Genomic DNA, 21,168 nt, shown 5'->3' with positions numbered 1-21,168 from the left:
TCCGTCCGTCTTGATTTCAGGTCGCATGGCCTGATTTTAGACCAGTCGGACTGATTTCGCGTTCTAGCGGCAGCGGTCTCCGTTCACGTGGAACACCTCGGGTGACGGGTTCGGGCCGGCGGGGGCGGTGCCGGCGAAGCCGAAGGCGGCCGTGGCGCCGGGCCGCAGCTTGCCGCGGCTCTTCGCGGTCACGACCGGCCCGTCCTGGGAGACTGCCGCGCCCCAGGAGTCACGGACACGCTGGGCGCCGGGGAACGACCAGCGCAGATTCCAGCCGTCGAGCGACTTGCCGCCGGTGTTGCGCACGGTGACGTGCGCGACGAAGTTCCGGCCGCCCTGCGCCGTGTAGCGGACGTCGCAGCCGGCGTGACCGGACCGGTCGGCCAGGAACGCGGAGATCCAGGCCAGCGGGGCGTTCCAGTTGATGGTCAGCTCGTTCGTGGCCCACGACTCGATGTGGTCGACGTAGCAGAACTGCGGCTCACAGCCCTGGAGCAGCCGCTGGGCGACCGGGTCCTGGATGGCCGAGTTCGGCCCGCCGGAGAGCGTGCCGCGTGGCGGGTTGGGCAGCGACGCGTCGAGCTGGCGGGCGTACCAGCGGCTGTGCTGGTTCTGGGACGACACCTCGCCGTAGCCGGTCACGTACGACTGGTTGAGCGCGTTGCGGCCGAGGATGTAGTCCATGCCCTCGCGCACGCCGGCGCGGTACTTCTCCTTGCCCGTCAGGTCGTAGGCGACGGCCATCACCACCATGTTGTTGAGCACCAGGTTGTTGGAGCCCCAGTCGTAGTCCGGCGGCCCGTACGGCTGCCCGTAAGCCTGGTCGCGCTGCACGGCGAGATACTTCTCCGCGCCCTCCAGCACCGAGCGGCGCACCCGCTCGCGGTCCCGGATCGCGTTCGGCACCGTCGCCAGCTCCAGGCGGCCGAGCTGGGCGGTGTTGCCCCAGTCGAAGCCGCGCTCGCGCCAGATGTCGCCGGTGTGGTGCGGCGAGGCCAGCACGAACTGGGCGAACTCCTTCTCGCCCGTGGTGATGAACAGCTCGGCGGCCGCCCAGTAGAACTCGTCGCTCACGTCGGTGTCGGAGTAGGCGCCGCCGCCCACGCCGTCGTTCGGGTCGGCGAGCAGGTCCGGGTTCGCCACGGCCGCGGCCCACGCCCGGCGGGCCGCCGCCAGGTTGCGCGCGGCGAACGCGGCGTCGTACGGGGCGAACACACGGGCGGCCTGCGCGGCGGTCGCGGCCAGGTTGAGCGTGGCGGCGGTGGACGGCGGGTGCAGCTCGCGCGGCTGCGGGTCCAGGTGCGGCATCAACGGCAGCCCGGTCCACTGCGCGTCGTGGATCTTGTGGTGCGCCATGCCGGCCAGCCGCTCGCCCTGCGGGACCTGCATGCTCAGCAGGAACTCCTGCTCCCAGCGGGCCTCGTCCAGCACGTCGGGGACGCCGTTGCCGCTCTCCGGGATGCGCAGCTGACGGTCCGCGAAGGCGGCCTTGTCGCGCTCGTACAGGCTCATGAGCTGGTGGACCGAGATGCCGCCGTTGACCACGTACTTGCCGTGGTCTCCGGCGTCGTACCAGCCGCCGCTGACGTCGAGCGAGTAGTCGCAGACCCCCGGCTGGCAGGGGACGGAGGTGTCGCCCCGGTTGGGGGCCGTGCCGACGTGGCCGGCGGGGCGGCCGTAGCCGGGCCGCAGGTCGTCGCGGATCTCGATCCCGCTGCGCTGGGTGTAGTAGAACTTCAGCGAGTCCACCCGCATCTCGTCGTACAGGTTCTCGGCGATGTCGAACGGGCGGCTGGTCTCGCCGTCGGCGGTGAGCGTGTAGCCGGCGCCCGGCTTGCGGTGGCCGCTGAAGTCGATGCTCTGCACGTTCTGTCCCGAACTGGCGTCGACGCCGCGCGGGTCGCTCTTGCCGCGTGCGACGGTACGGCCCGACGCGTCCTTCAGCTCCCACTTGAGCGGCTCGGTCGCCTCGGTGACCACGGTCGCGTTCTTGGGGCCGGACGGCAGGTAGCCGACCATGTTGACGCGCACCCGGGGGCCGGTGTCAGGCTCGTACTCCTCGGGCTCCGCGCCGCCCCGCAGCGACACGTCGTCCATGCAGAACCTCCAGGGCTCGGCGCTGCCGCCCATCTGGAAGGCGACCTGGGCGTTCGGCAGCGAGACGGGGGCGGTGAAGGTGTAGCGGTAGACGTTGCCCGACACGCTCATCTCCGGCGCGGCCGACAGGTACTGCGTCCACGGGTCGACCGGGAGCTGCACCAGCGCCCTGCCGACCTTGGCCGGGGTCGCCGAGGCGTAGAACGAGAACGCGTACGTCTCGCCCTCGACCAGCGGCAGGTTGTCCTGGCCGATGATGACGTCCCACGGGTTGGCGGTGCCGCCGGGGACGTCCACGCACATCCGGCCGTCGTCGACGCCGAGCGTGAGGTTGCCGGTGCCCCACCAGGGGCCGGTGCCTTCGTCGAAGGTGCCGTTGACGATCTGTTCCGGGCCCTCGTCGGCGGCGTGCGCGGGAGTGGCCAGGGCGAACGCGGTGAGTAAGGCCAGTGCGGCGGCCAAGCGTCGAATCATGGGGATCCTCGGGTTTTGGGAGCGCTCCCAGGATCTTCTGGTGTCAGTGCCGCCCCGTCAACGGACCGTCACATCCGCCCTGGTCGGCGGTGAAACTTTCACATCCGGGTTAGTTCGGCCTCGATGAGGTCGGCGGCCCGGATCGTGCCGCCCTCCGCGCGGGACTCCTCGCGCAGCCGATCGAGCCGCCCGGCCACCTCCGGGTCGGCGGTCAGCTCGGCCAGGGCGCTCCTCAGCGCGCCGGCCGTCGCGTCGGCCGTGTCGATCCGGCGGGCCACGCCCAGCTCCACCAGCCGGTCGGCGTTCATGAACTGGTCGACCGCCTGCGGCACCGCGATCATCGGCACCCCGGCCAGCAGGCCCTCGCCGCAGCCGCCCATGCCCGCGTGCGTGACGAACGCGTCCGCCCGCTCCAGGATCGCCTGCTGCGGCACCCAGGAGTGGACCTCCACGTTGCCCGGGATCGGCCCCAGCTCGGCCGGGTCGGTGTGCTTGCCGATCTGCAGCACGACGTGCCAGCCGGGCAGGTCGCCGAACGCGGCCAGGCACTGCCGGTAGAACTCCGGCTGCCGGGTGTAGGCCGTGCCCAGCGAGATCAGCAGCACGTTCGCCGCCCCCGCCGGGCGCTCCCAGGCGCCGGTGGGCTTCTTGCACGGGCCGACGAACGTCACCCCGTCGTCGACCCGGTCGGCGTGCGGCTGCATCGCCCGGGGGATCAGCGCCAGGCAGCGGGCCGGGCGGCCGGAGAAGGCGTCGGCGTCGGTCGTGGTCGCGCCGTTGCCCGCCAGCCACTCGGCGAACCGCGCCCGGTAGGCGTCCGCGCCCGGCAACTGCCACAGGTGCGCCGCCACCTCCTCGTCGTAGCCGTCCCAGCCGACCATGGAGGGGGAGAGCTGCACGAGCGGCCGTCCCTGCCGCTCGGCCAGCGCCCGCGCCGCGTACCCGCCGATGTCGTACAGGTAGAGGTCCGCCGGGTCTTTGTCGTACGCGGCCTCCAGTTGCGGCAGCAACTGGATGTTGTCCTCCAGGAAGATCCGCATGGCCGCGATCGGGTCGTCCGGCCAGTCGTGGTCGGCGACGGGCAGCGTCGAGGTGCAGGGCACCAGCTCGGCGCCCGCGCCGGTGACCATTTCGGCCACGACCGGGTCGTTGGCGTAGGTCACGCGGTGCCCGCGCGCCACCAGCTCCCCGATCACCTCGATGCTCGGCAGGACGTGACTGATGGCGGGGATGCCGACCATCGCGATGTGGGCGCTGCTCATAAGGTGATCCTATTGACCGTGCTTCCGTGTCAACGTCCACGTCAGCACGGCCACCGTCGCGGCCGCCGTCAGGACGGCGAGCGCGACGGGGAACACGGGCTCCGAGGGCTGCGTCGCCCGCGGAGCGGCGCCGGCCGCCACGGCCGTCGGCCCCGCACCCGGCGCCAGCACCTCGTTGCCCGAGCAGAGCGACGTGGTCAGCCCTTCGTCCCCCTCGCGGGCGAACACCAGATAACGGGTCCCCTCGGTGAACGCGTAGCCGCAGGCGGGCCCCTGCGCCCTGGTGACCACCTCGAACTCGTCCCGCTCCGGGCCCTTGTACACGCGGTCGGCCCGCAGCGTCGCCGTCACCCGCCCGCCGTTCAGCATCGGCTCGTCCACCCGTACGGCCGTGGCCGTCGCGGTGAGGACGACATCGGCGTCACGCATCCGCTCGGCCGGCTCGCGCGACGCGCACGAGCAGGCGTGCGCCGTGCCCCCGCCCGCCACGAGGAACCCCGCCACCAGCGTCAGCGCGGCCAGAAATCGGATCATCATGCCTACCGGAACGTGCCGCGGGCGGGATCGGTTCAGCGGACGAAGTTGACCCGCTCCAGGTGGGGTTCGTACTCGGCGGGCCCGGCCACGAGCTTCTCCCTGATGAGGTCCAGGGTGGCTCCGCTGGACAGGGAGACGCGCTGGAAGATCTGCGTCCTGCCGCGCACCCGCATCACGATGACGTGCTTCTCGTCGTACCAGCCGGCGAAGGACTCGGCGTGTCCGCCGACGCGGTGCACGACCCTCCCCGTCGCGGCGTCGACGACGCCGATCCGGCGGCCCTTGTCGTTCTCGCCGAGAACGGTGGCGAACAGGCGGCCCGAGGGAGAGGCGACCGTCACCGCCGCCCATTCGTCGAACGCGCCGACGCCCTTGTAGAAGCGTTGCCGCCGGCCGTCCATGTCGTAGACGGCGACCCCGCCCTTGTGGTCGTGCCGGGCCATCACCCGTCCGGGGCCGGCGAAGAAGAAGCGGAAGCCGCGGCCGATCTCCCAGTCCGCCACCCGACGCTGGGGGCCGGTCCTGACCAGGCGGGGGACGCGGTCGCGCGCGTCCAGCGTGACGAAGCCGATGACGGTGAGAGCGCCGTCGCGGTGCTTCCGGTACGCGGTGAGCAGCAGGGTGCCGCCGTCCGCCGACCACTCGGGCGAGGTCACCGGAGCGGGCATCCTGACGGCGTGCGTGCGGCCGGTCCCGCGGTCGATCAGGTCGATCTTCTCGGTGGCCCGCCACAGCCGCCGGTCGGGCACACCCGCCACCCACCGGCCACCGGGCGCGACCAGCGCCTCCCGGTACCGGGTCTTGACGAACGTCCTCCCCTCGCGCAGGTAGCCGTGGAAGGCCTGGCCGGCGTCCCAGATCAGCGAGTACGAGGCCAGCCGCACCGGTAGCCCGTCGTTGACCGTGCCGACCGTCCCAGCGAGCCTCACCCACGGCTTCTCCCCGGCGGCGGCCGACGGCGCCCCCGCCACCCCGACCACCAGCGCCATGAGCACGGCGGCCACGGATCTCTTCAGCATGTCGCCCCCTCTTCGATCACCTGCTTAGACCCGTGATCAAGAGGGGTGGTTCGGGGGGTGCCCGATCCGTCGGGAACATGATCGAATCACCGCTAGGGTGTGGCGGGTTCTATCCGGACTTATGGGGGTTGCTCGCGTACAGCAAGATCCCTGACCTCCTCCGTACGGCGTCCGCGCCGGATAGGACTTGATCTTCGCGGGCGCTCCTGTCGGGAGATGCGAGGAAGTGACCGATGCGCCGCTACAGGTTCGGCTGGGTCGCCGCCGTGGTAGCCGGGGGATTCGTCGTCGCGGTCGTCGTGTCGGGGGCCGTCGCCGCGGTGACCGATGACGGCGGCCATCTCTGGCTCCTCACCGGCGTCCTCGGCCAGGGTCCTGGCGGGTGGGCGACGGTGCTGCCGATGGTGGCACTGGGGGTGTTGCAGGGCTGGGGGTTGTGGCAGATCCTGCGCGGGCGGTCCATGAAGGAGAAGGCCGAGCCGGCCGGGGACGCTCGTCTCCTGCGGGCCGTCCTGTACGCGTCGCTGCTCTTCGCGTTCGTCCCCTCGCCGTGGTGGGTCGGCATCCTGGAGGACGCCCTGCGGGTGGCTCTGGTGGTGCTGCTCTACCGGGTGCTCAACCGCGCCTCCACGGTGGTGCGAACGGTCGCGCTGGTGGCGGGGGTGTGCGGTCCGGTGGCCGGGCTGGCGGACATGGTGCTCGACGTCGGCTCACTCCGTCTGTTCGGGTTGCCGTGGCTCGTCTGGATGGTGCTGACGCTGGTCGCCCAGGGGAGGGACGGCCGGTGGAGCCGTGCCACGGTGTGGTTCGGAGCGGTGCCGGCAGCGGACTTCTTCTTGCCGGTGACTGTTTCCACCCTCGTCCCGGACGGCCTTGCCACCTTCTACTGGATCTCGATCGGTAGCCGGGCGTTCGAGGTGTTCGGGTTGGTATGGCTGGCCCGTACCGCGCACGAGCTCGGGAGCCGGCCGAGGGAGCCGGCGCCTGGCCGCGGGCACGATCCTCGTGGACCGTGGAGGCCGGCGCTCGCCGGGACCGTCGCGATGGCAGTGCTCGTCCTGGTCCCGGTGTCAGACCACGTGCCCGGGCCCGTCACCACGTCAAGAGCCTGCGAGCGGGCGGAAGACGAGCGGCGGTGGGACGCCTCGGCTCCGTCGATCACCGGTGAGCGGGCCTTCGTGTGCGAGGTACGCACATCAGGCAAGCCGTCGTTCGCGCAGGGCATGCCGGACGGCAGGCTGATCGTCTACGGGCACCGCCTGTGCGGCGCCTACACCCGCGCCGACCCGCGTGAGCTGGCAGGACTGCGCGGGAGCGACGGCCTCGACCCGGCGGACCTGGCGACCCTCCTGGCGGGCATCTGTCCTCGCGCCGCCGCCACGCTGAAGGCGGCGGCCGAGGCCGAGCAGCGGGAACTGCTGGCTTGGGAGGCGGCGCAGCAGCGCGAATGCGCCAAGGTGCCCCGCCACCGCCCTTTGATCAAGCCCGTGAAGGCGACGGTGGTGAAGAGTCCCATCTGGCCGGAACTGCCCCTCCAGGCGTACGAAGAGGGATCCGGGACCGACCCCTTCGAGGACGACCTGATGGACCGCGCGCAGGAGAACGACCTGGTCGCCTCGGCCCCCGGCCACCTCATCGTCTTCGCCGGCACCTCAGTCCGCTCCTGCGTCACCGTCGAAACGTACGCCCGCCGCCCGCCGATGGAGACCAAGGGCTGGGCACACGTCGTCGAGGTCGGCTACCACAGCCCGGAAGGCAGCATCGTCCTGCACGACGGGCTGGGCAGCGCCTTGCTCCCCGACCTCGCCGCCCACGGCAAGGGCCACTACCGGATCCGTGTCCATATGAGCCGGATCCCCTGGGAGGGGGAGGAACGGGGCGCACAGCGGCTGCTCATCATGTCCTACCCCGGCCGCGGTGACCGCGTCGTCGAGCACCGCTCACGCAAATCCCCTTGACCCGGTCAGCCGTCCCCTGCATGTCCCGCGAACAACCGGCGAAGATCTGGCGTGCCCGGCCCTGTTCCGGAAGCGGCCCCCTCGCGGCGTTCGTAGTCCGCCAGGATCTGGGTGCGTAGCGCGACAGCTTTCACGTTGGGTGACGATGTATTGACTGTATGTTTACGGCCTTTGTCGACGAGAGTATGCGCCGCCGTCCCGACGACGACAACATCTACGCCATGGCCGCGATCACCCTTCACGCCACCGGCCACCACGACGCTCGTCTGACACTGGAGTCTTTGCGCCTCGGCAAGAACCCTCGCCTGCACTGGCGTGACGAGCCCATCGCCAGGCAGCTCGTCATCGCCGATGCGATCTCCAAGCTGCCCCTTGCCGCTGTTGTCGCCGTACACATCTACGACACCACATGCCGCACCGAGCGGGCACGTAGACGTTGCCTTGAGCGCCTTCTTCTCGAACTGGAAGGTGCCGGTGTGACGGAAGTCGTCGTCGAAAGCCGCTCGCCCAGCCAGGACCACTTGGATCTTCTGTTCGTCATGGCCCTGCGGAAGTCGCGGGTCATCTCAAAGGCGATCATGGTCCACTGGCGGCCCTCGCACCAGGAGCCGCTGCTCTGGGCGGCTGATGCGGTGGTCAGCGCGACCACCTGGTGGATCGATGGGCATGGCGCCGGCTTCGAGCGCCTGCAGGAGCGTGTCAGAGTCGTGTGCGTTGATTGAGGATGAAAGCGCAAAGGCCGGACGCCCGATTCCATCGGGAGGCCCGGCCTCACTTCCGTCACCCACCGGGGGTGCGGCGTTTTCAGTATGCCTTACCGAGAGTGATCGGACAACCCCGTTCCAGAACACCTGAAGTGCGACGAAGCCGGGTGACGGCCGCCGCCCGGTGGCAGGTGTGGGCGGCGGCCGTCGGTTCACAGGGGTAGGTCACCCGTGGCCGAGGCGGTGGAGCCGGTGGCCTGGTAGGCGGCGATGGTGCGTTCGGCGATGCGCATCTGGTGGATCTCGTCGGCGCCGTCGGCGAAGCGGGCCCAGCGGGCGTGCTGGAACATGTGGGCCAGCGGCGTGTCGGTGGAGTAGCCGAGCGCGCCGTGGACCTGGATGGCCCGGTCGATGATGCGGTTGAGGCTGTTGGCCACGAAATGCTTGGCCATGGACACCTCGGTGCGGAAGTCCTCGCCGCGGTCGATCTTGTAGGCGGCGTGCAGCACCATGAGCTTGCACTGGTAGAGCTCCATCGCGGAGTCGGCGATGAGCCACTGGACGCCCTGCTTCTCGGCCAGCAGGGAGCCGTGGCTGTGGCGGTTGAGCGCCCGGTCGACCATCATGTCCAGGGCCGTCTCCGCCTGGGAGATCCAGCGCATGCAGTGGGCGAGCCGGGCGGGGCCGAGGCGATACTGGCCGAGGCGGTGGCCGTTGCCGCGTCCGCCGAGTATCTGGCTGTCGGTCACCCGCAGGTCCTTGATGACGATCTCGCTGTGGCCGGTCGAGCCGTGCATGGTCTCGACCTCGCGGACGTCGTTCCAGCCTTCCTGCGGGAGGTCGATGAGGAAGGCGGTGTTGGCGCCGCGGTGGCCTTCGGGGACGTCGTCCTCGGTCCTGGCGATGAGGATGGCGAAGCTCGCCCGGCGGGCGTTGGAGATGAACCACTTGTGCCCGTTGATCACCCATTCGTCGCCGTCCTTGACGGCGCGGGTCTGGATCAGGGTGGGGTCGGAGCCGGCCACCTCGGGCTCGGTCATGGCGAAGCAGGACATCTGCCGGCCTTCGAGGAGCGGCCGGAGGTACTTCTCCTTCTGCGAGTCGTCCGCCCAGTGCAGCAGTGTGTGCATGTTGCCCTCGTCGGGGGCCTGGCAGTTGAGCACCCACGGGCCGAGCCGGGTCTTGGCCGCCTCCGACTGCACCATGGCCAGCTCGACGTGGCCCAGCCCCATGCCGCCCCACTCCTTCGGCATGTGCGGCAGCCACAGGCCCTCCGCCTTGGCCTTCTCGCGCAGCGCGAAGATGCCGCGCAGGTAGGCGTCCCGGTCGCGCTCGCTCAGCTCGTCGCTCGCGGGGATCACGACCTCCTGGATGAAGGCGCGTACCCCCTTGCGGATCTCCTCGTGCTCCGGGGCGAGGGTGAAATCGATGGCCATGGCATTCTCCTAGATGTCGGGGAAGTGGCAGGCGACGTAGTGGTCGCCGCCGTTCACCGGGCGGATCTCGGGCTCCTCGCGCGCGCACCTCTCGGCGGCGCGCGGGCAGCGGGTACGGAAGCGGCAGCCGGACGGCGGGTCGACCGGCGACGGCGGCTCGCCGCTGATGAGCCGGTCCGCCGGCGGCAGGTCGAGCCCGCTGCCGGGGATGGCGGCGAGCAGGGCCTTGGTGTACGGATGGGCGGGCCGGGCGATGAGGTCCTCGCTGGGCGCGAGCTCGCACGTCTTGCCGAGATACATCACCAGGATCCGGTCGCTGACGTTCTTCACCACGGCCAGGTCGTGCGCGATGAACACCAGCGTCAGCCGGTAGCGCTCCTTCAGGTCCTCCAGCAGGGCGAGGATCTGCGCCTGCACCGACACGTCGAGCGCCGACACCGGCTCGTCGCAGATCACCACCTCCGGCTCCAGCACCAGCGCCCGCGCGATCGAGACACGCTGGCACTGCCCGCCGGAGAACTCGTGCGGCCGCCGCACCGCCGCCGTCGCCGGGTCCAGGCCGACGGCCTCCAGCACCTCGTCGACGTCGAGGGCGCCGCGCCCCCACACCTTCGGCCCCTCCTCGACGATCTCGCGGACGCGGCGGCGCGGGTTCAGCGACGAGATCGGGTCCTGGAAGATCATCTGCAGCCGCCGCCTGACCCGGCGCAGCGCCTCGCCGCGCAGCGAGGTCAGGTCGAGCCCGTCCAGCCGCACCGAGCCGGCCCGCGGGCGCGGGAGCTGGATGAGCGCCCGCGCGGTGCTCGACTTGCCGCAGCCGGACTCGCCGACGATGCCCAGCGTCTCGCCCTTGGCCAGGTCGAAGCTCACGCCGGAGACCGCCCTGACCGTGCGGCCGCGCCCGGCGGGGAACTCCACGTACAGATTCTCGACCTGGAGCAGCACTTCGTCACGCGGGCGCAGGTGCGCCGTCCCGCTACCGGCCATGGCTCTCGGCTCCTTCCGGCGCGCCGGCGACCGCCGATCCGGTCGGGTGCCAGCAGGCGTAGAGATGGTCGTGGTCGCCGGTCAGCGGCGGGGCCTCCGCGCCGCACCGGTCCTGGGCGTACGCGCAGCGCGGCCGGAACGGGCAGCCCGGCGGGACGTCGGCCAGGTCCGGCGGACGGCCGGGGATGACCCGCAGCCGGTGGTGCGACGGGTCGGTGAGCCGCGGCGCCGCCTGCAGCAGCGCCTCGGTGTACGGCATCCGGGGCCGGGCGAAGACCTGTCCGGCGGGGCCGTGCTCGACGACCTTGCCCGCGTACATGACGATCACCTCGTCGGCCCACTGCCGCACCACCGACAGGTCGTGGCTGACCAGCACCACGGCCATGTCGCGCTCCTCGCGCAGCCGGTGGATGAGGCGCAGCACCTGGTCCTGGATGGTGACGTCGAGCGCGGTCGTCGGCTCGTCGGCGAAGAGCACGTCGGGGCCGCAGGACAGCGCCATGGCGATGGTGACCCGCTGGCGCATCCCGCCGGAGAGCTGGTGCGGGTAGCGGCCCAGCGTGCGGGCCGGGTCGGGGATGCCGACGGAGGCGAGCAGCCGCGCCGCCTCCTCGCGGGCCCGCTTGCGGCTCATGCCCAGGTGCACCCGGAGCGGCTCGGTCACCTGGGTGCCGATGGTGCGGACCGGGTTGAGCGCGGTCATCGGGTCCTGGAAGACGGTGCCGAGCCGGCGGCCGAGCACCTGGCGCATCTCCTCGGGCGTGAACCTCGTCAGGTCGTCGCCCTCCAGGCGGACGTGCCCGCCCCTGGACACGTCGGCGGCGGGCAGCAGGCCGAGGATGGTACGGATCAGCATCGACTTGCCGGAACCCGACTCGCCCACGATGGCGAGGGTCCGGCCGCGCTCCAGCGTGAAGGACACCCCGTCGACGGCCTTGACCGTGCCGCGCGGGGTGTGGATGTGCGTGCGCAGGTCGTCGACCTGGAGCAGGGCGCCGGTGACGGGCTCCGCCACGGGGGCCGCGGGCAGCGGCGCGGACTGCCGGGCCGGCTCCAGCCCGCTCTGCCGCACGTCGGTCAGCGCCCGCAGCCGGTCGCCGACCAGGTTGAACGACAGCACGGTCAGGAACATGACGATCGAGGGCGCCAGCACCACGTGCGGGGCGGTCTCCATCAGCGTGCGGCCCTCGTTGATGAGCCCGCCCCAGGTCGGGGTGGGAGCCTGCACCGACAGCCCGAGGAAGGCCAGGCTGCCTTCGGCCACGATGACCACGGCCATGCCGATGAAGGCGTAGGAGGCGGCCGGCACCGCCACGTTCGGCATGATGTCACGCCACAGGATGCGGCGGTCCCGTACGCCGAGGACGCGGGCGGCGAGCACGAACTCCCGCTCGGCGAACGACAGCGTGGCGCCCCGGATCAGCCGCACCCAGGCGGGGATGCCCAGCACGCCGAGCACGATGAGCACGTTGCGCAGGCTGGCCCCGGCGAAGGCCACCACGGCCAGCGCGAACACCAGCGAGGGGAAGGCCAGCGCGATGTCGTTGACCGCCATGATCACCGCGTCGGCGAAGCCCTTGCGGTATCCGGCCAGGACGCCGAGCGGGGCGCCGAGCCCCAGGCCGAGCACCACCGCGCCGATGCCGACGCCGAGTGAGACGCGGGCGCCGTGCACGACGCGGCTGAACACGTCGCGGCCGAGGCCGTCGGTGCCGAAGGGGTGCTCCGCGCTCGGGCCGGACCGGGGCGGGCCGACCAGCGTCTCGTCGTAGCCCGGGATGGGCAGCAGGTCGGCCAGCGCGGCCGCGGCCACGACCAGCGAGATCCACGCGGTCGCGATCCAGAATCCGGCTCCGAAGCGCCTACGCACGACGGATCCTCGGGTCGACGGCCGCGTACACGACGTCCACCAGGAAGTTGACCAGCACGTAACCGACCGAGATCAGCACGACGCCTCCCTGCACGGTCAGATAGTCGCGGGAGAAGATGGAGTCGACGATGAGCCGCCCGATGCCGGGCAGCCCGAAGAGCGTCTCGATGATCACCGTGCCGCCGATGAGCGCGCCGAGGTTGAGCCCCACGGCGGTGATCAGCGAGATCGCCGAGGGCCGCAGCGCGTGCCGCCACAGGATGCGCCGCGGCGACAGGCCGCGGGCCCTGGCGAGCGTGATGTAGTCCTCCTGCAGGGTCGCGATCAGGTCGGCGCGCAGCAGCCGCGCGTAGACGGCGAGCTGCCCGCAGCCGAGCGTGATCGCGGGCAGCAGCACCGAGGTGAGGTTCCAGCCCAGGTCCACCGAGATGGGCGTCCACCCGGTGGCGGGCACGACCTGCCAGGTCACCGCGAAGATCAGGATGAGCAGCACGCCGAGCACGAACACCGGCGTGGACAGCAGCGCGAAGCTCATCGCGGTGAGCGCCTGGTCGAGCGCGCCCCCGGCCCGGCGGGCCGCGGCCACGCCCACCGGGATCGCCAGGCCGAGCGCCACGAACTGCGCGGCGACGAGCAGCTCCAGCGTGACCGGCAGCCGCTCGGCCAGCTCGTCGGCGACCGGCACCCGGGAGATGTAGGAGGTGCCCCAGTCGCCGGAGAGCAGGCCGCTCAGCCAGTCGGCGTAGCGGACCATCAGCGGCTGGTCGAGCCCCATGTCCGCGCGGAGCTGCGCACGGGCCTCCTCGGTGGCCGAGATGCCGAGGATCTGCGTGACGGGGTCGCCCGGCAGGAGGTTGAGCAGCCCGTAGGACAGGAACGTCACCACGAGCAGCACCACCACGAGCCGGACGAGCCGGTGGACGACGAGGATCACTGTGTGCTGATCCAGACCCCGGAGAACGGGTGGTAGGGGATCGGCGCGCCGGTCAGCGGGAGACGCTTCTCCCCGTCGGGCAGCATCTGCTCGTCGATGCCGCGGACCTTGGTCTTCGCGATGATCGCCCCCGTGGTGAGGTGGTCGAGGAAGACGTACGGCACCTGCTCGCGCAGCCGCTCCTGGACCGTGGCGTACGCCTGCTTGCGGGCGGCCTCGTCAGGGGAGACCCGGCCGATGTCGAGCGCCTTGCTGAGCTGCTCGTCCTTGAGCCGGGTGAAGTTGAGCGAGACCTTGCCGACGGGCTGCGCGTAGGCCTGGTGCAGCCAGATGTATTCGCCGTCGGGGTCGGAGGAGGAGAACGCGGTCCACACGGTGGCCTGGTAGTTGCCGATGACGGCACGGTTGATCAGGTCCGGCTGGTCGGCCTGCTTGATCGTCACGTCGATGCCGGCCTTGCGCCACATGTCCTGGACCAGTTCGACGCCCTGCATGGTGTTGGGGTCGGGCGTGGAGATCACCTCGAACTCGACCGGGCCCTTCTCCGCCTCCACCTCCTTCACCAGGGCGGTGGCCTTGGCCAGGTCGAAGGCGGGGTAGGCGCCCTGGTCGGAGTACCACTTGGAGTCCTTGGTCCAGGGACCGTCGGCCGGTTCCGTCAGCCCGCCGCGCAGGGTCGAGACGACGGCGTCGCGGTCGGTCGCGTGCGCGAGGGCCCGGCGCACCCTGACGTCGTCGAGCGGCGGGACGGCGGTGTTGAGCATGAACGTGTACTCGGGCGCCGGCATGCCCTGCGTCCGGTACACCGCGTAGGCGTCCTTCTGCTCGCCGTACTTGACGATGTCCTCGTCGCGGGTGGTGCCCATGGCGTCGACGCCGCCGGCCTCCAGCGTCTGGGCGCGGGTCTGGCTGTCGGGCAGGACGCGGAACTCGATCTCGTCCAGGTACGGCAGGCCGCTGCGCCAGTAGCGGGGGTTCTTGGTGACGACCATCCGGCTGTCCGGCACGTACTCCTTGAACACGAACGGCCCGGTGCCGACCGGCTTGAGGCTGGCGGCCTGGGGGTCGGCCAGCGACGAGGGCGGCACGATCATGCCGACCTGCGCGGCCAGGTAGTAGGGGAAGGCGACCCAGGGCTGCTTGAGCTTGACCGTGACCGTCATCGGGTCGGTCAGCTCGATGGAGTCGAGCGGCTGGAAGACGGCCGTGTTGAGCGGGGACGCCTTCTGCGCCTCCAGGTTGGCCTTGACGATGTCGCCGGTCAGCGAGATGCCGTCATGGAAGGAGATGCCGTCCCTGACCTTGATCGCCCATTCGTCGTACGTGTCGTTGGGGGTGAGCGACTCCGCCAGGTACGGCTTCCAGGCGCCTTCGGCGTCCATGCTCACCAGCGGTTCGATGATCGTGGTGACCATGCTGTAGCTCTGCGCCGCGAACTGGTCGGTCACCGGGTTGAGCCCGTTGGCGTCGGCGCTCAGCGCGTACACGAGCTTGCCGCCCGCCTTCGGCCCCGACGAGTCCGACGGCGACTCGCCCGCCGGCGCCGCGCCGGGCCGCTGCCCGCTGCACGCCACCAAGGTCACAGCCGCCAGCACGAGGGCCAACGGCCTGGTCCAGCGTTTCATCCACGCCTCCTCCCGGTCATCCCCCGAGAGCAATTTCACCGATAGTACTATCGGTGAAACTTCGCACAAGCGCCAGAGGGCGGATCGTTACCGGGGATCGGTCCAACTACAGTTATCGGTGGACGAGAGAAGGTAACCCGTGACCAACACACCGCTCACCAGGAGCGAGGCCAAGGACCTGACCAGGCGGAGGCTGATCAGGGCCGCCCTGGAGATCCTCGACAAGGAGGGTGAGGCGGGCCTGACGACGGTCAAGGTCGCCAAGGCCGCGGGCATCGCCCAGTCCAGCTTCTACGTGCACTTCAAGGACAAGCAGGATCTCCTGCGCGCCCTCGGCGACGAGGGCGGCGAGCGCCTGCGCCGCGCCATGCGCGAGGCCCGCCGCCAGGCCCGCGAGGCGCCCACCGAGCTGGAGAGCCACCGCGACACCTTCCGCATCCCGCTCGACGCCATCTCCCGGCATCCGGAGCTGCTGCGCATCCAGCTGCGCGCCCGCCACGACCCGTCCTCGCCGCTGCGCGAGTTCGCCACGGAGACCGCCAAGGCCTACCGCGACCACCACGCGGCCGACCTGGCCGCGCTCGGCTACACCGCCGACAACGAGCGCGACCGCCGCCGCCTGGAGATGATCGCCGAAGGCATCAACGCGGCCACCAACGCGCTGGCGATCGGCCACATCGAGGGCCGCTACCCGGAGATCGAGGAGGCCGTCGACGTGCTGGTCGCGCTGTCGAGAGGCGCGCTGCGGTGGCTGCGCTCCACCCAGACGGGCTCCTGATCAGATCATGTACGGGGCCACCAGCCCGAGCCTGCGCAGCCCGGCCGCGACCAGGTCGGCGAAGAGCGTCGCACCGTGCTCGGAGGTGTGGGTGTCGTCGCCCTTCTCCCGCGTGAGGTAGAGGCGCTCGGACCCCTCGGGGCCGAGCCCCTCGACCAGCGCGCGGCTCTCGGCGGTGAGGTCGATCAGCGCCACCCCCTGGGCCGCGGCCACCGCGCGCACCTCGGCCGGCAGGTCGACGCCCAGCCCGTTGACGATCAGCCCTTCCTGGTCGAGGCACCCGCCCCGGAACCGGCGCCGCACCACGGGCGTGACCAGCACCGGCGCGGCGCCCCTCGCCTCTATGCCGTGCACCAGGCGGGTGAGGTTGGCGCGGAACTCCACCGCGCTGGTGTGCTTGTCGTTGTGGCCGAACTGGACCAGGGCCACGTCGCCGGGGCCGAGCTGGTCGCGCATCGCCGCCCACATGGCAGGCTTGGCCAGGAACGACGCCGACGACTCGCCCGAGCCCGAGTGGTTGACCACCGACAGCCCGCGCCGGAAGTGACGCGGCAGCCGCTGCCCCCAGCCGGTGTAGGGGGCCGTCGCCTGGTCGGTGACGGTCGAGTCGCCCGCCAGGAACAGGCTCCGCCCCCTGGCCGGGCTCAGGTGCACCGAGCTCACCTCGGGATCCGGGCCGGTGAACGTGAGGGTGAGACCGGGGCTGCCGTCGCCGTCGAAGCCGTTCTGCTGGCTTTCCGGGGTGCGGACGTTGACCGTGAAGTCGCGGCGCGCGGGCCGGTCGCCGGGCGACGCCCACACCATCAGCCGCCTGGCCTCCGCCAGCACCTGGGTCGTGGCGCCGCCGATGACCACGCTGACGTCGTAGTGGCCTGGCTCCACGTCGAAGATGTGGGTGATCGGCTTCACACGGGCCCTCCTGCGCGGTCAGCCGCGAGCTGCACGCCCGCTGGCACGGGCCGGCGGGGGGAGCGTGCTGAGCGGCAGCGCGATCGCACGCTTGAGGATCTTACCGGTCGGGCTCACCGGAAGTTCGTCGAAGACCGAGATGTGGCGGGGATACTTGTACGGCGCGACCCGTTCCTTGACGAAGGCGCGTAGTTCGTCCGGATCCACGGGCTCCCGCAGCGCCACCACGGCGGCGATCTCCTCGCCGAGCTCCGGATGCGGCACCCCGATGACCGCGGCCTGCCGCACCGCCGGGTGCTCGTACAGCACCTCCTCCACCTCGCGCGGGTAGACCGTGTAGCCGCCGCGCAGGATCACGTCGCGGCGCCGGTCGACCAGGAAGAAGAACCCGTTCTCGTCCACCCGGCCCAGGTCGCCGGTGTGGAACCAGCCGTCGCGGATAGCCTCGGCGGTGGCGGCCGGATTGTTCCAGTAGCCCTTCATCACGTTCGGGCCGCGCACCACGATCTCGCCGATGTCGCCGCACGGAACCTGGCGCCCGTCCTCGCCGACCACCCGCATCTCGATGCCGCGCACCGGCCACCCGATCGAGCCGGGCCGCCGGCCGTCGCCGCCCCTGTTGGTGGCGGCCACCGCGGAGGTCTCGCTGAGCCCGTACCCCTCGACGATCGCGCAGCCGAAGCGCTCCTCGAAGGCGCGCAGCACGTCGAGCGGCAGCGGGGCGCCGCCGGAGACGCAGATGCGCAGCAGCGACAGGTCGGCGGCGCCCGGGTGGTCGAGCAGCGCGATGTACATGGTCGGCACGCCCTGGAAGACCGTCACCCCGTCGCGGCGCATCATCTCCAGCGCCCGGCCCGCCTCGAAGCGGCTCATCAGCGTCAGCCGCGCCCCGGCGTGCACGGTCGCGTTGAGCGAGCACGTCTGGCCGAAGGAGTGGTAGAGCGGCAGCGCGCCCAGCACCACGTCGTCCACGCCGAGCGCGTGCATGCGGGCGATGGTCGCGGCGGTGCCGCCCAGGTTGCCGTGGGTCAGCTCGATGCCCTTGGCCCGGCCCGTGGTGCCGGCCGTGTAGTGGATGACGGCGGTGTCGCCGTCGTCGCGCGCGGCCACCCCGGGGTCGGCGGTCAGGCCGCGCAGCAGCCGGCGGAACTCGTCGGGCACCACGAAGAAGCAGTCGGTGCCGGTGGCGGCGGCGCCGGCCTCGGCGGTCTCGGCGAAGGCGTGCCAGGCGATCAGCAGGCGCGGCCCGCAGTCGCTCACGTACGCGGCGATCTCGCGCTTGCGCAGCAGCGGGTCGAGCGGCACCACGACGGCGCCCATGCGCAGCACCCCGTAGTAGACCGCGGCGAACTCCGGCACGTTGGGCAGCATGATCGCCACCCGGTCCCCGGTCCCGATGCCGCGGCCGCGCAGCAGCGTCGCCACCCGCGCGGACATCGCGTCCAGCGCCCGGTAGCTGAGCACCGCGTCGTCCAGCGTGATGACCGCTCTCTCACCGAGTCGCTCGGCGGAGGTGTGGAGCCGGTCGGCGAGGTTCATGGGAACGACCGTACGTCCGAGGTCCCCCGGTCCTCATTGGTCGCGGTGGCCAGTCTTTTCCGCTCGGGATTGGTGGGAGGAAGCGAGTCCTGCAGCGCGATCGCGACCAGCAGCTCGACGAGGTCGTTGATGTGGCGCAGGCTCCGGCCGGTGCGCTCCTGGATGCGGCGCAGCCGGTACTGAGCGGTGTTGGGGTGGATCTGCAGCCGCTCGGCGGCGGTGCGCAGGTTGAGGTCGGCGGCGGCGAACGCGCGGATGGTGGCGGTGAGCACGCCGCCCCTGGCCCGGTCCTCGTCCAGCAGCGAGGTGATGCGCGGGTCGACGAGGTTGCGTGCGGTGTCGTCGGCGCCCAGGGCGAGGTACTGGAAGGGGGTGATGCGCGGCAGCGCGGCCACGCCGCCGTCCTCGGGCAGGAAGTCGATCACCGCCCGAGCCTCCTGGTAGGCCTGCGGGATCCGGGCGATGCCCCCGCCGACCGTGCTGATGCCCATCGCCAGCACGATACCTTCGGCCAGCAGCGACTCGCGGAGCGCCTGCAGCCGGTCGCACAGCTCCTCCGGGTCGCCGTTCTGGCCGAGCACCGGGACGGCCACGATCTCCGACTGGCGCACCACCGACAGCGTCCGCCCGCCGGTCCTGGCGTTCGCCCCGGTGTTCAGCCGCGCGAGCGCCGCGCACGCGGCGTGCCGGGCGTCGGCGCCCCGGTCCGGCCCGCGCGGCACCGCGGTGCGCGGGCCGAGCACGACCGCGACCACCACGAGCAGCGGCGTGCGGGTGTCCTCGCACAGCCCGTGCGCCTGCGCGGCGGCGAGCTGCGGCCCGCGCGTCGGCACCGCGCCGGCCAGCAGCGTCTCCAGCAGGTCCCGGGTCTCGCGGACGGCCTCCGCGGCCGCGTACTGCTGGAACTCCATGTACGCGTGGGCGGCGTGCGTGCTGGCGAAGTCGCAGTACCGCATGAGCGGGGCCGCCAGCGACAGCGCGGCCTCGCGCCCGGCGGCGGTGTGGCCCGCCCTGGCCAGCACCGACTCCCAGAACACCTGCTGGCCGACCCTGAAGGCGTTGATGTAGTCGGCCAGCGCGATCCCGGCCCTGGCCCGGCGCATCGCGGCCTGGCGGACGTAGGCGATGTCGTCCGGCTTCACCGTCCTGTCCTCGAACAGCACGGCGAGCTTGCCCCGGTAATGGCGCACCACCTGGTCGCGCACGTCGGCCAGGAACTCCTCGCTCTGGGCCGCGTAGGCCGGGATCTCGGCGCGCATCGTGACCACGGCCGCCCCGGCGAGCTTTTCGACGTCGGAGAGTAGTTCGGAGAGGATCCGCGCGCGCTGCGCCCGGACCGGCTCCGCACCAGTGAACGTTTCCATACCGGAACCACTGGACATGTCCGGGATGATCCCCGGTGGTTGCGGGGAGGTCAACGGCTCGTAACCGCTCCGAGACAGTCGCTGTGTCCTGTGGACAACCTTCGGTGCACATGTTGGGTCGCCGTGCCCAATGCGGCCGGAGACGGGCCGAACCTACGCTGACCCCAACTTCAGAACATTCTTCCGCTCGCTGTGCCCCAGGAGGCCGGATGCTGGAAGTACACGATCTTACCGTCCGGTTCGGCGGCATCACGGCGCTCGACGGCGTCGGATTCTCCGTGGGGAACGGCGAGATGGTGGGCCTGATCGGACCCAACGGCGCCGGCAAGACCACCCTGTTCAACTGCCTGACCCGGCGCTACCAGGCCGACGCGGGGCAGGTGCGCTACGAGGGCGAGGACCTGCTCGCGGTGCCGCCGCACGCCATCGCGGCGCTCGGCATCGCCCGCACCTTCCAGAACCTCGGCCTGTTCCCGCGCATCTCCGTACGGGACAACGTGCTGGTCGGCGCGCACCACCGGGGCACGGCCGGGTTCCTCACCGCGGCGCTGCGGCTGCCGGGCGTGCGCGGCGAGGAGCGGCGGCTGCGGGCCCAGGCCGACGCCGTGCTGGAACGGCTGGGCCTGTCGGCCGTCGCCGACCACCCGGCCGCCGGGCTGCCCTTCGGCACGCTCAAACGGGTGGAACTGGCCAGGGCGCTGGCCGCGGAGCCGCGGCTGCTGCTGCTGGACGAGCCGGTCAACGGGCTCAGCTCGGCCGAGGTCGAGGAGTTCGCCGGCACCCTGCGCGCCATCCGCGACGACCTGGACCTGACCGTGGTGGTGGTCGAGCACCACATGGGCTTCGTCATGAGCACCTGCGACCGGATCGTCTGCCTGGACTTCGGCAAGAAGATCGCCGAAGGCCCGCCGGCCGAGGTCCAGCGCGACCCCGGCGTCATCGAGGCCTACCTGGGGACGGCGGTATGAGCGAGCTGGTGGTCTCCGGGCTGAACGCCGGATACGGCGGCGCCCAGGTGCTGCACGACGTCAGCCTCACCGTGGGGGAGGGCGAGATCTGCGCGATACTCGGCCCCAACGGGGCGGGCAAGACGACCCTGCTCCGGGCGCTGTCCGGCATGGTCAAGGGGCGCGGCGGCGTCCGGCTCGGCGACGCCGAGCTGCTCGGCCGCTCGCCCGACGCGCTGGCCAGGATGGGCGTCGCGCACGTGCCGGAGGGCCGGGGCACGTTCATGCCGCTCACCGTCGAGGAGAACCTGCGCCTGGGCGCCTACACCCGGCGCGACCGCCTGGAAGAGGACCTCGACCGCATCTACGGCTACTTCCCCGCGCTGAAGCCCCGGCTCAAGCAGGCGGCGGGCAGCCTGAGCGGCGGCGAGCAGCAGATGCTCGCCCTCGGCCGGGCGCTCATGCTGCGCCCCCGGCTGCTCCTGCTGGACGAGCCGTCGCTCGGCCTCGCCCCGCTGATCACCCGGGAGCTCTTCCGCATCGTGCGGACCATCAACGAACAGGAGCGCACCACCGTGGTCGTCGTCGAGCAGAACGCCCATCTCGCCCTGGGCATCGCCCAGCAGGCGCACGTCCTGGAAACCGGGCGGATCGTGCTCTCGGGCACGGCGGCGCAGATCCAGGAGGACGAGCAGGTCGCCCAGTCCTACCTCGGCTACCGGGTCTGA

Annotated in this window: 17 protein-coding genes; 5 read left to right on the top strand and 12 right to left on the bottom strand. The window is 71.5% G+C overall.

Annotated features, from left to right (window positions below; all coding sequences use genetic code 11):
• Positions 1–63: 63 nt before the first annotated feature.
• The 4 genes from ABD999_RS08490 to ABD999_RS08475 form a co-directional block, all read right to left on the bottom strand.
• Positions 64–2,571, bottom strand: coding sequence for a glycoside hydrolase family 9 protein (locus tag ABD999_RS08490; protein ID WP_271278450.1), 2,508 nt, complete (start codon positions 2,569–2,571; stop codon positions 64–66).
• A gap of 98 nt (positions 2,572–2,669) precedes the next feature.
• Positions 2,670–3,833, bottom strand: coding sequence for a macrolide family glycosyltransferase (locus ABD999_RS08485; RefSeq protein ID WP_271278451.1), 1,164 nt, complete (start codon positions 3,831–3,833; stop codon positions 2,670–2,672).
• A 9-nt stretch (positions 3,834–3,842) separates the two neighbouring features.
• On the bottom strand, positions 3,843–4,370 hold the full coding sequence (locus tag ABD999_RS08480; protein WP_345482642.1) for a hypothetical protein: 528 nt from the start codon (positions 4,368–4,370) through the stop codon (positions 3,843–3,845).
• A 32-nt stretch (positions 4,371–4,402) separates the two neighbouring features.
• Complete coding sequence (locus tag ABD999_RS08475; protein ID WP_271278130.1) at positions 4,403–5,389, bottom strand: hypothetical protein; 987 nt, start codon at positions 5,387–5,389, stop codon at positions 4,403–4,405.
• Between the two features lie 233 nt (positions 5,390–5,622).
• On the opposite strand from ABD999_RS08475, the gene ABD999_RS08470 reads away from it, so the two are divergent.
• On the top strand, positions 5,623–7,347 hold the full coding sequence (locus ABD999_RS08470; protein WP_271278129.1) for a hypothetical protein: 1,725 nt from the start codon (positions 5,623–5,625) through the stop codon (positions 7,345–7,347).
• A gap of 221 nt (positions 7,348–7,568) precedes the next feature.
• Positions 7,569–8,069: a hypothetical protein gene (locus ABD999_RS08465; protein WP_333485728.1), complete on the top strand. Its 501-nt coding sequence runs from the start codon at positions 7,569–7,571 to the stop codon at positions 8,067–8,069.
• Positions 8,070–8,263: 194 nt separating this feature from the next.
• Here the strand turns inward: ABD999_RS08465 and ABD999_RS08460 are convergent, their stop codons facing one another.
• Genes ABD999_RS08460 through ABD999_RS08440 form a run of 5 tightly spaced genes read right to left on the bottom strand, consistent with a single transcriptional unit; the run spans position 8,264 to position 14,903 of the window.
• Positions 8,264–9,487, bottom strand: coding sequence for an acyl-CoA dehydrogenase family protein (locus tag ABD999_RS08460; protein WP_148034029.1), 1,224 nt, complete (start codon positions 9,485–9,487; stop codon positions 8,264–8,266).
• Between the two features lie 9 nt (positions 9,488–9,496).
• Positions 9,497–10,474, bottom strand: a complete 978-nt coding sequence (locus ABD999_RS08455; RefSeq protein ID WP_148034028.1) for an ABC transporter ATP-binding protein — start codon at positions 10,472–10,474, stop codon at positions 9,497–9,499.
• A complete protein-coding gene (locus ABD999_RS08450; protein WP_148034027.1) occupies positions 10,464–12,344 on the bottom strand; it encodes a dipeptide/oligopeptide/nickel ABC transporter permease/ATP-binding protein in 1,881 nt (626 codons plus the stop codon). The genes ABD999_RS08455 and ABD999_RS08450 overlap by 11 nt, the downstream gene beginning before the upstream one ends.
• A complete protein-coding gene (locus ABD999_RS08445; protein WP_261808814.1) occupies positions 12,337–13,278 on the bottom strand; it encodes an ABC transporter permease in 942 nt (313 codons plus the stop codon). The genes ABD999_RS08450 and ABD999_RS08445 overlap by 8 nt, the downstream gene beginning before the upstream one ends.
• The gene (locus ABD999_RS08440) at positions 13,275–14,903 is read right to left on the bottom strand and encodes an ABC transporter substrate-binding protein (RefSeq protein ID WP_271278128.1); all 1,629 of its coding nucleotides are present in this window, start codon (positions 14,901–14,903) and stop codon (positions 13,275–13,277) included. The genes ABD999_RS08445 and ABD999_RS08440 overlap by 4 nt, the downstream gene beginning before the upstream one ends.
• Before the next feature lie 139 nt (positions 14,904–15,042).
• Between ABD999_RS08440 and ABD999_RS08435 the strand changes: the two genes are divergently transcribed.
• Positions 15,043–15,681, top strand: coding sequence for a TetR family transcriptional regulator (locus tag ABD999_RS08435; protein WP_271278127.1), 639 nt, complete (start codon positions 15,043–15,045; stop codon positions 15,679–15,681).
• On the opposite strand, the gene ABD999_RS08430 is transcribed toward ABD999_RS08435, so the two are convergent.
• The 3 genes from ABD999_RS08430 to ABD999_RS08420 are packed head-to-tail and all read right to left on the bottom strand — an operon-like array spanning position 15,682 to position 19,493.
• The gene (locus tag ABD999_RS08430; protein WP_219545602.1) at positions 15,682–16,590 is read right to left on the bottom strand and encodes a rhamnogalacturonan acetylesterase; all 909 of its coding nucleotides are present in this window, start codon (positions 16,588–16,590) and stop codon (positions 15,682–15,684) included.
• Positions 16,591–16,608: 18 nt separating this feature from the next.
• On the bottom strand, positions 16,609–18,129 hold the full coding sequence (locus ABD999_RS08425; protein ID WP_271278126.1) for a long-chain-fatty-acid--CoA ligase: 1,521 nt from the start codon (positions 18,127–18,129) through the stop codon (positions 16,609–16,611).
• Positions 18,126–19,493 carry a PucR family transcriptional regulator gene (locus ABD999_RS08420; RefSeq protein ID WP_271278125.1) on the bottom strand — a complete coding sequence of 456 codons (1,368 nt, stop codon included), beginning with the start codon at positions 19,491–19,493 and terminating at the stop codon, positions 18,126–18,128. The genes ABD999_RS08425 and ABD999_RS08420 overlap by 4 nt, the downstream gene beginning before the upstream one ends.
• Positions 19,494–19,702: 209 nt before the next feature.
• Here ABD999_RS08420 and ABD999_RS08415 point away from each other — a divergent pair, with 209 nt between their 5' ends.
• Together ABD999_RS08415 and ABD999_RS08410 are read left to right on the top strand one after the other, a co-directional pair.
• A complete protein-coding gene (locus ABD999_RS08415; protein WP_271278124.1) occupies positions 19,703–20,461 on the top strand; it encodes an ABC transporter ATP-binding protein in 759 nt (252 codons plus the stop codon).
• On the top strand, positions 20,458–21,168 hold the full coding sequence (locus ABD999_RS08410; RefSeq protein WP_219545605.1) for an ABC transporter ATP-binding protein: 711 nt from the start codon (positions 20,458–20,460) through the stop codon (positions 21,166–21,168). The genes ABD999_RS08415 and ABD999_RS08410 overlap by 4 nt, the downstream gene beginning before the upstream one ends.

The sequence above is a fragment of the Nonomuraea ferruginea genome, from assembly GCF_039540635.1.
Lineage (GTDB): Bacteria > Actinomycetota > Actinomycetes > Streptosporangiales > Streptosporangiaceae > Nonomuraea > Nonomuraea ferruginea.
The sequence above is the reverse complement of the archived record's forward strand: the minus strand, read 5'-3'. Positions and strand labels throughout refer to the sequence as shown.

Bases quoted from the DNA above. Each gene is read 5' to 3' on its own strand.
- ABD999_RS08490 (WP_271278450.1), bottom strand. From the start codon at position 2,571: ATGATTCGACGCTTGGCCGCCGCACTGGCCTTACTCACCGCGTTCGCC.
- ABD999_RS08485 (WP_271278451.1), bottom strand. From the start codon at position 3,833: ATGAGCAGCGCCCACATCGCGATGGTCGGCATCCCCGCCATCAGTCAC.
- ABD999_RS08480 (WP_345482642.1), bottom strand. From the start codon at position 4,370: ATGATGATCCGATTTCTGGCCGCGCTGACGCTGGTGGCGGGGTTCCTC.
- ABD999_RS08475 (WP_271278130.1), bottom strand. From the start codon at position 5,389: ATGCTGAAGAGATCCGTGGCCGCCGTGCTCATGGCGCTGGTGGTCGGG.
- ABD999_RS08470 (WP_271278129.1), top strand. From the start codon at position 5,623: ATGCGCCGCTACAGGTTCGGCTGGGTCGCCGCCGTGGTAGCCGGGGGA.
- ABD999_RS08465 (WP_333485728.1), top strand. From the start codon at position 7,569: ATGGCCGCGATCACCCTTCACGCCACCGGCCACCACGACGCTCGTCTG.
- ABD999_RS08460 (WP_148034029.1), bottom strand. From the start codon at position 9,487: ATGGCCATCGATTTCACCCTCGCCCCGGAGCACGAGGAGATCCGCAAG.
- ABD999_RS08455 (WP_148034028.1), bottom strand. From the start codon at position 10,474: ATGGCCGGTAGCGGGACGGCGCACCTGCGCCCGCGTGACGAAGTGCTG.
- ABD999_RS08440 (WP_271278128.1), bottom strand. From the start codon at position 14,903: ATGAAACGCTGGACCAGGCCGTTGGCCCTCGTGCTGGCGGCTGTGACC.
- ABD999_RS08425 (WP_271278126.1), bottom strand. From the start codon at position 18,129: ATGAACCTCGCCGACCGGCTCCACACCTCCGCCGAGCGACTCGGTGAG.
- ABD999_RS08420 (WP_271278125.1), bottom strand. From the start codon at position 19,493: ATGGAAACGTTCACTGGTGCGGAGCCGGTCCGGGCGCAGCGCGCGCGG.
- ABD999_RS08415 (WP_271278124.1), top strand. From the start codon at position 19,703: ATGCTGGAAGTACACGATCTTACCGTCCGGTTCGGCGGCATCACGGCG.
- ABD999_RS08410 (WP_219545605.1), top strand. From the start codon at position 20,458: ATGAGCGAGCTGGTGGTCTCCGGGCTGAACGCCGGATACGGCGGCGCC.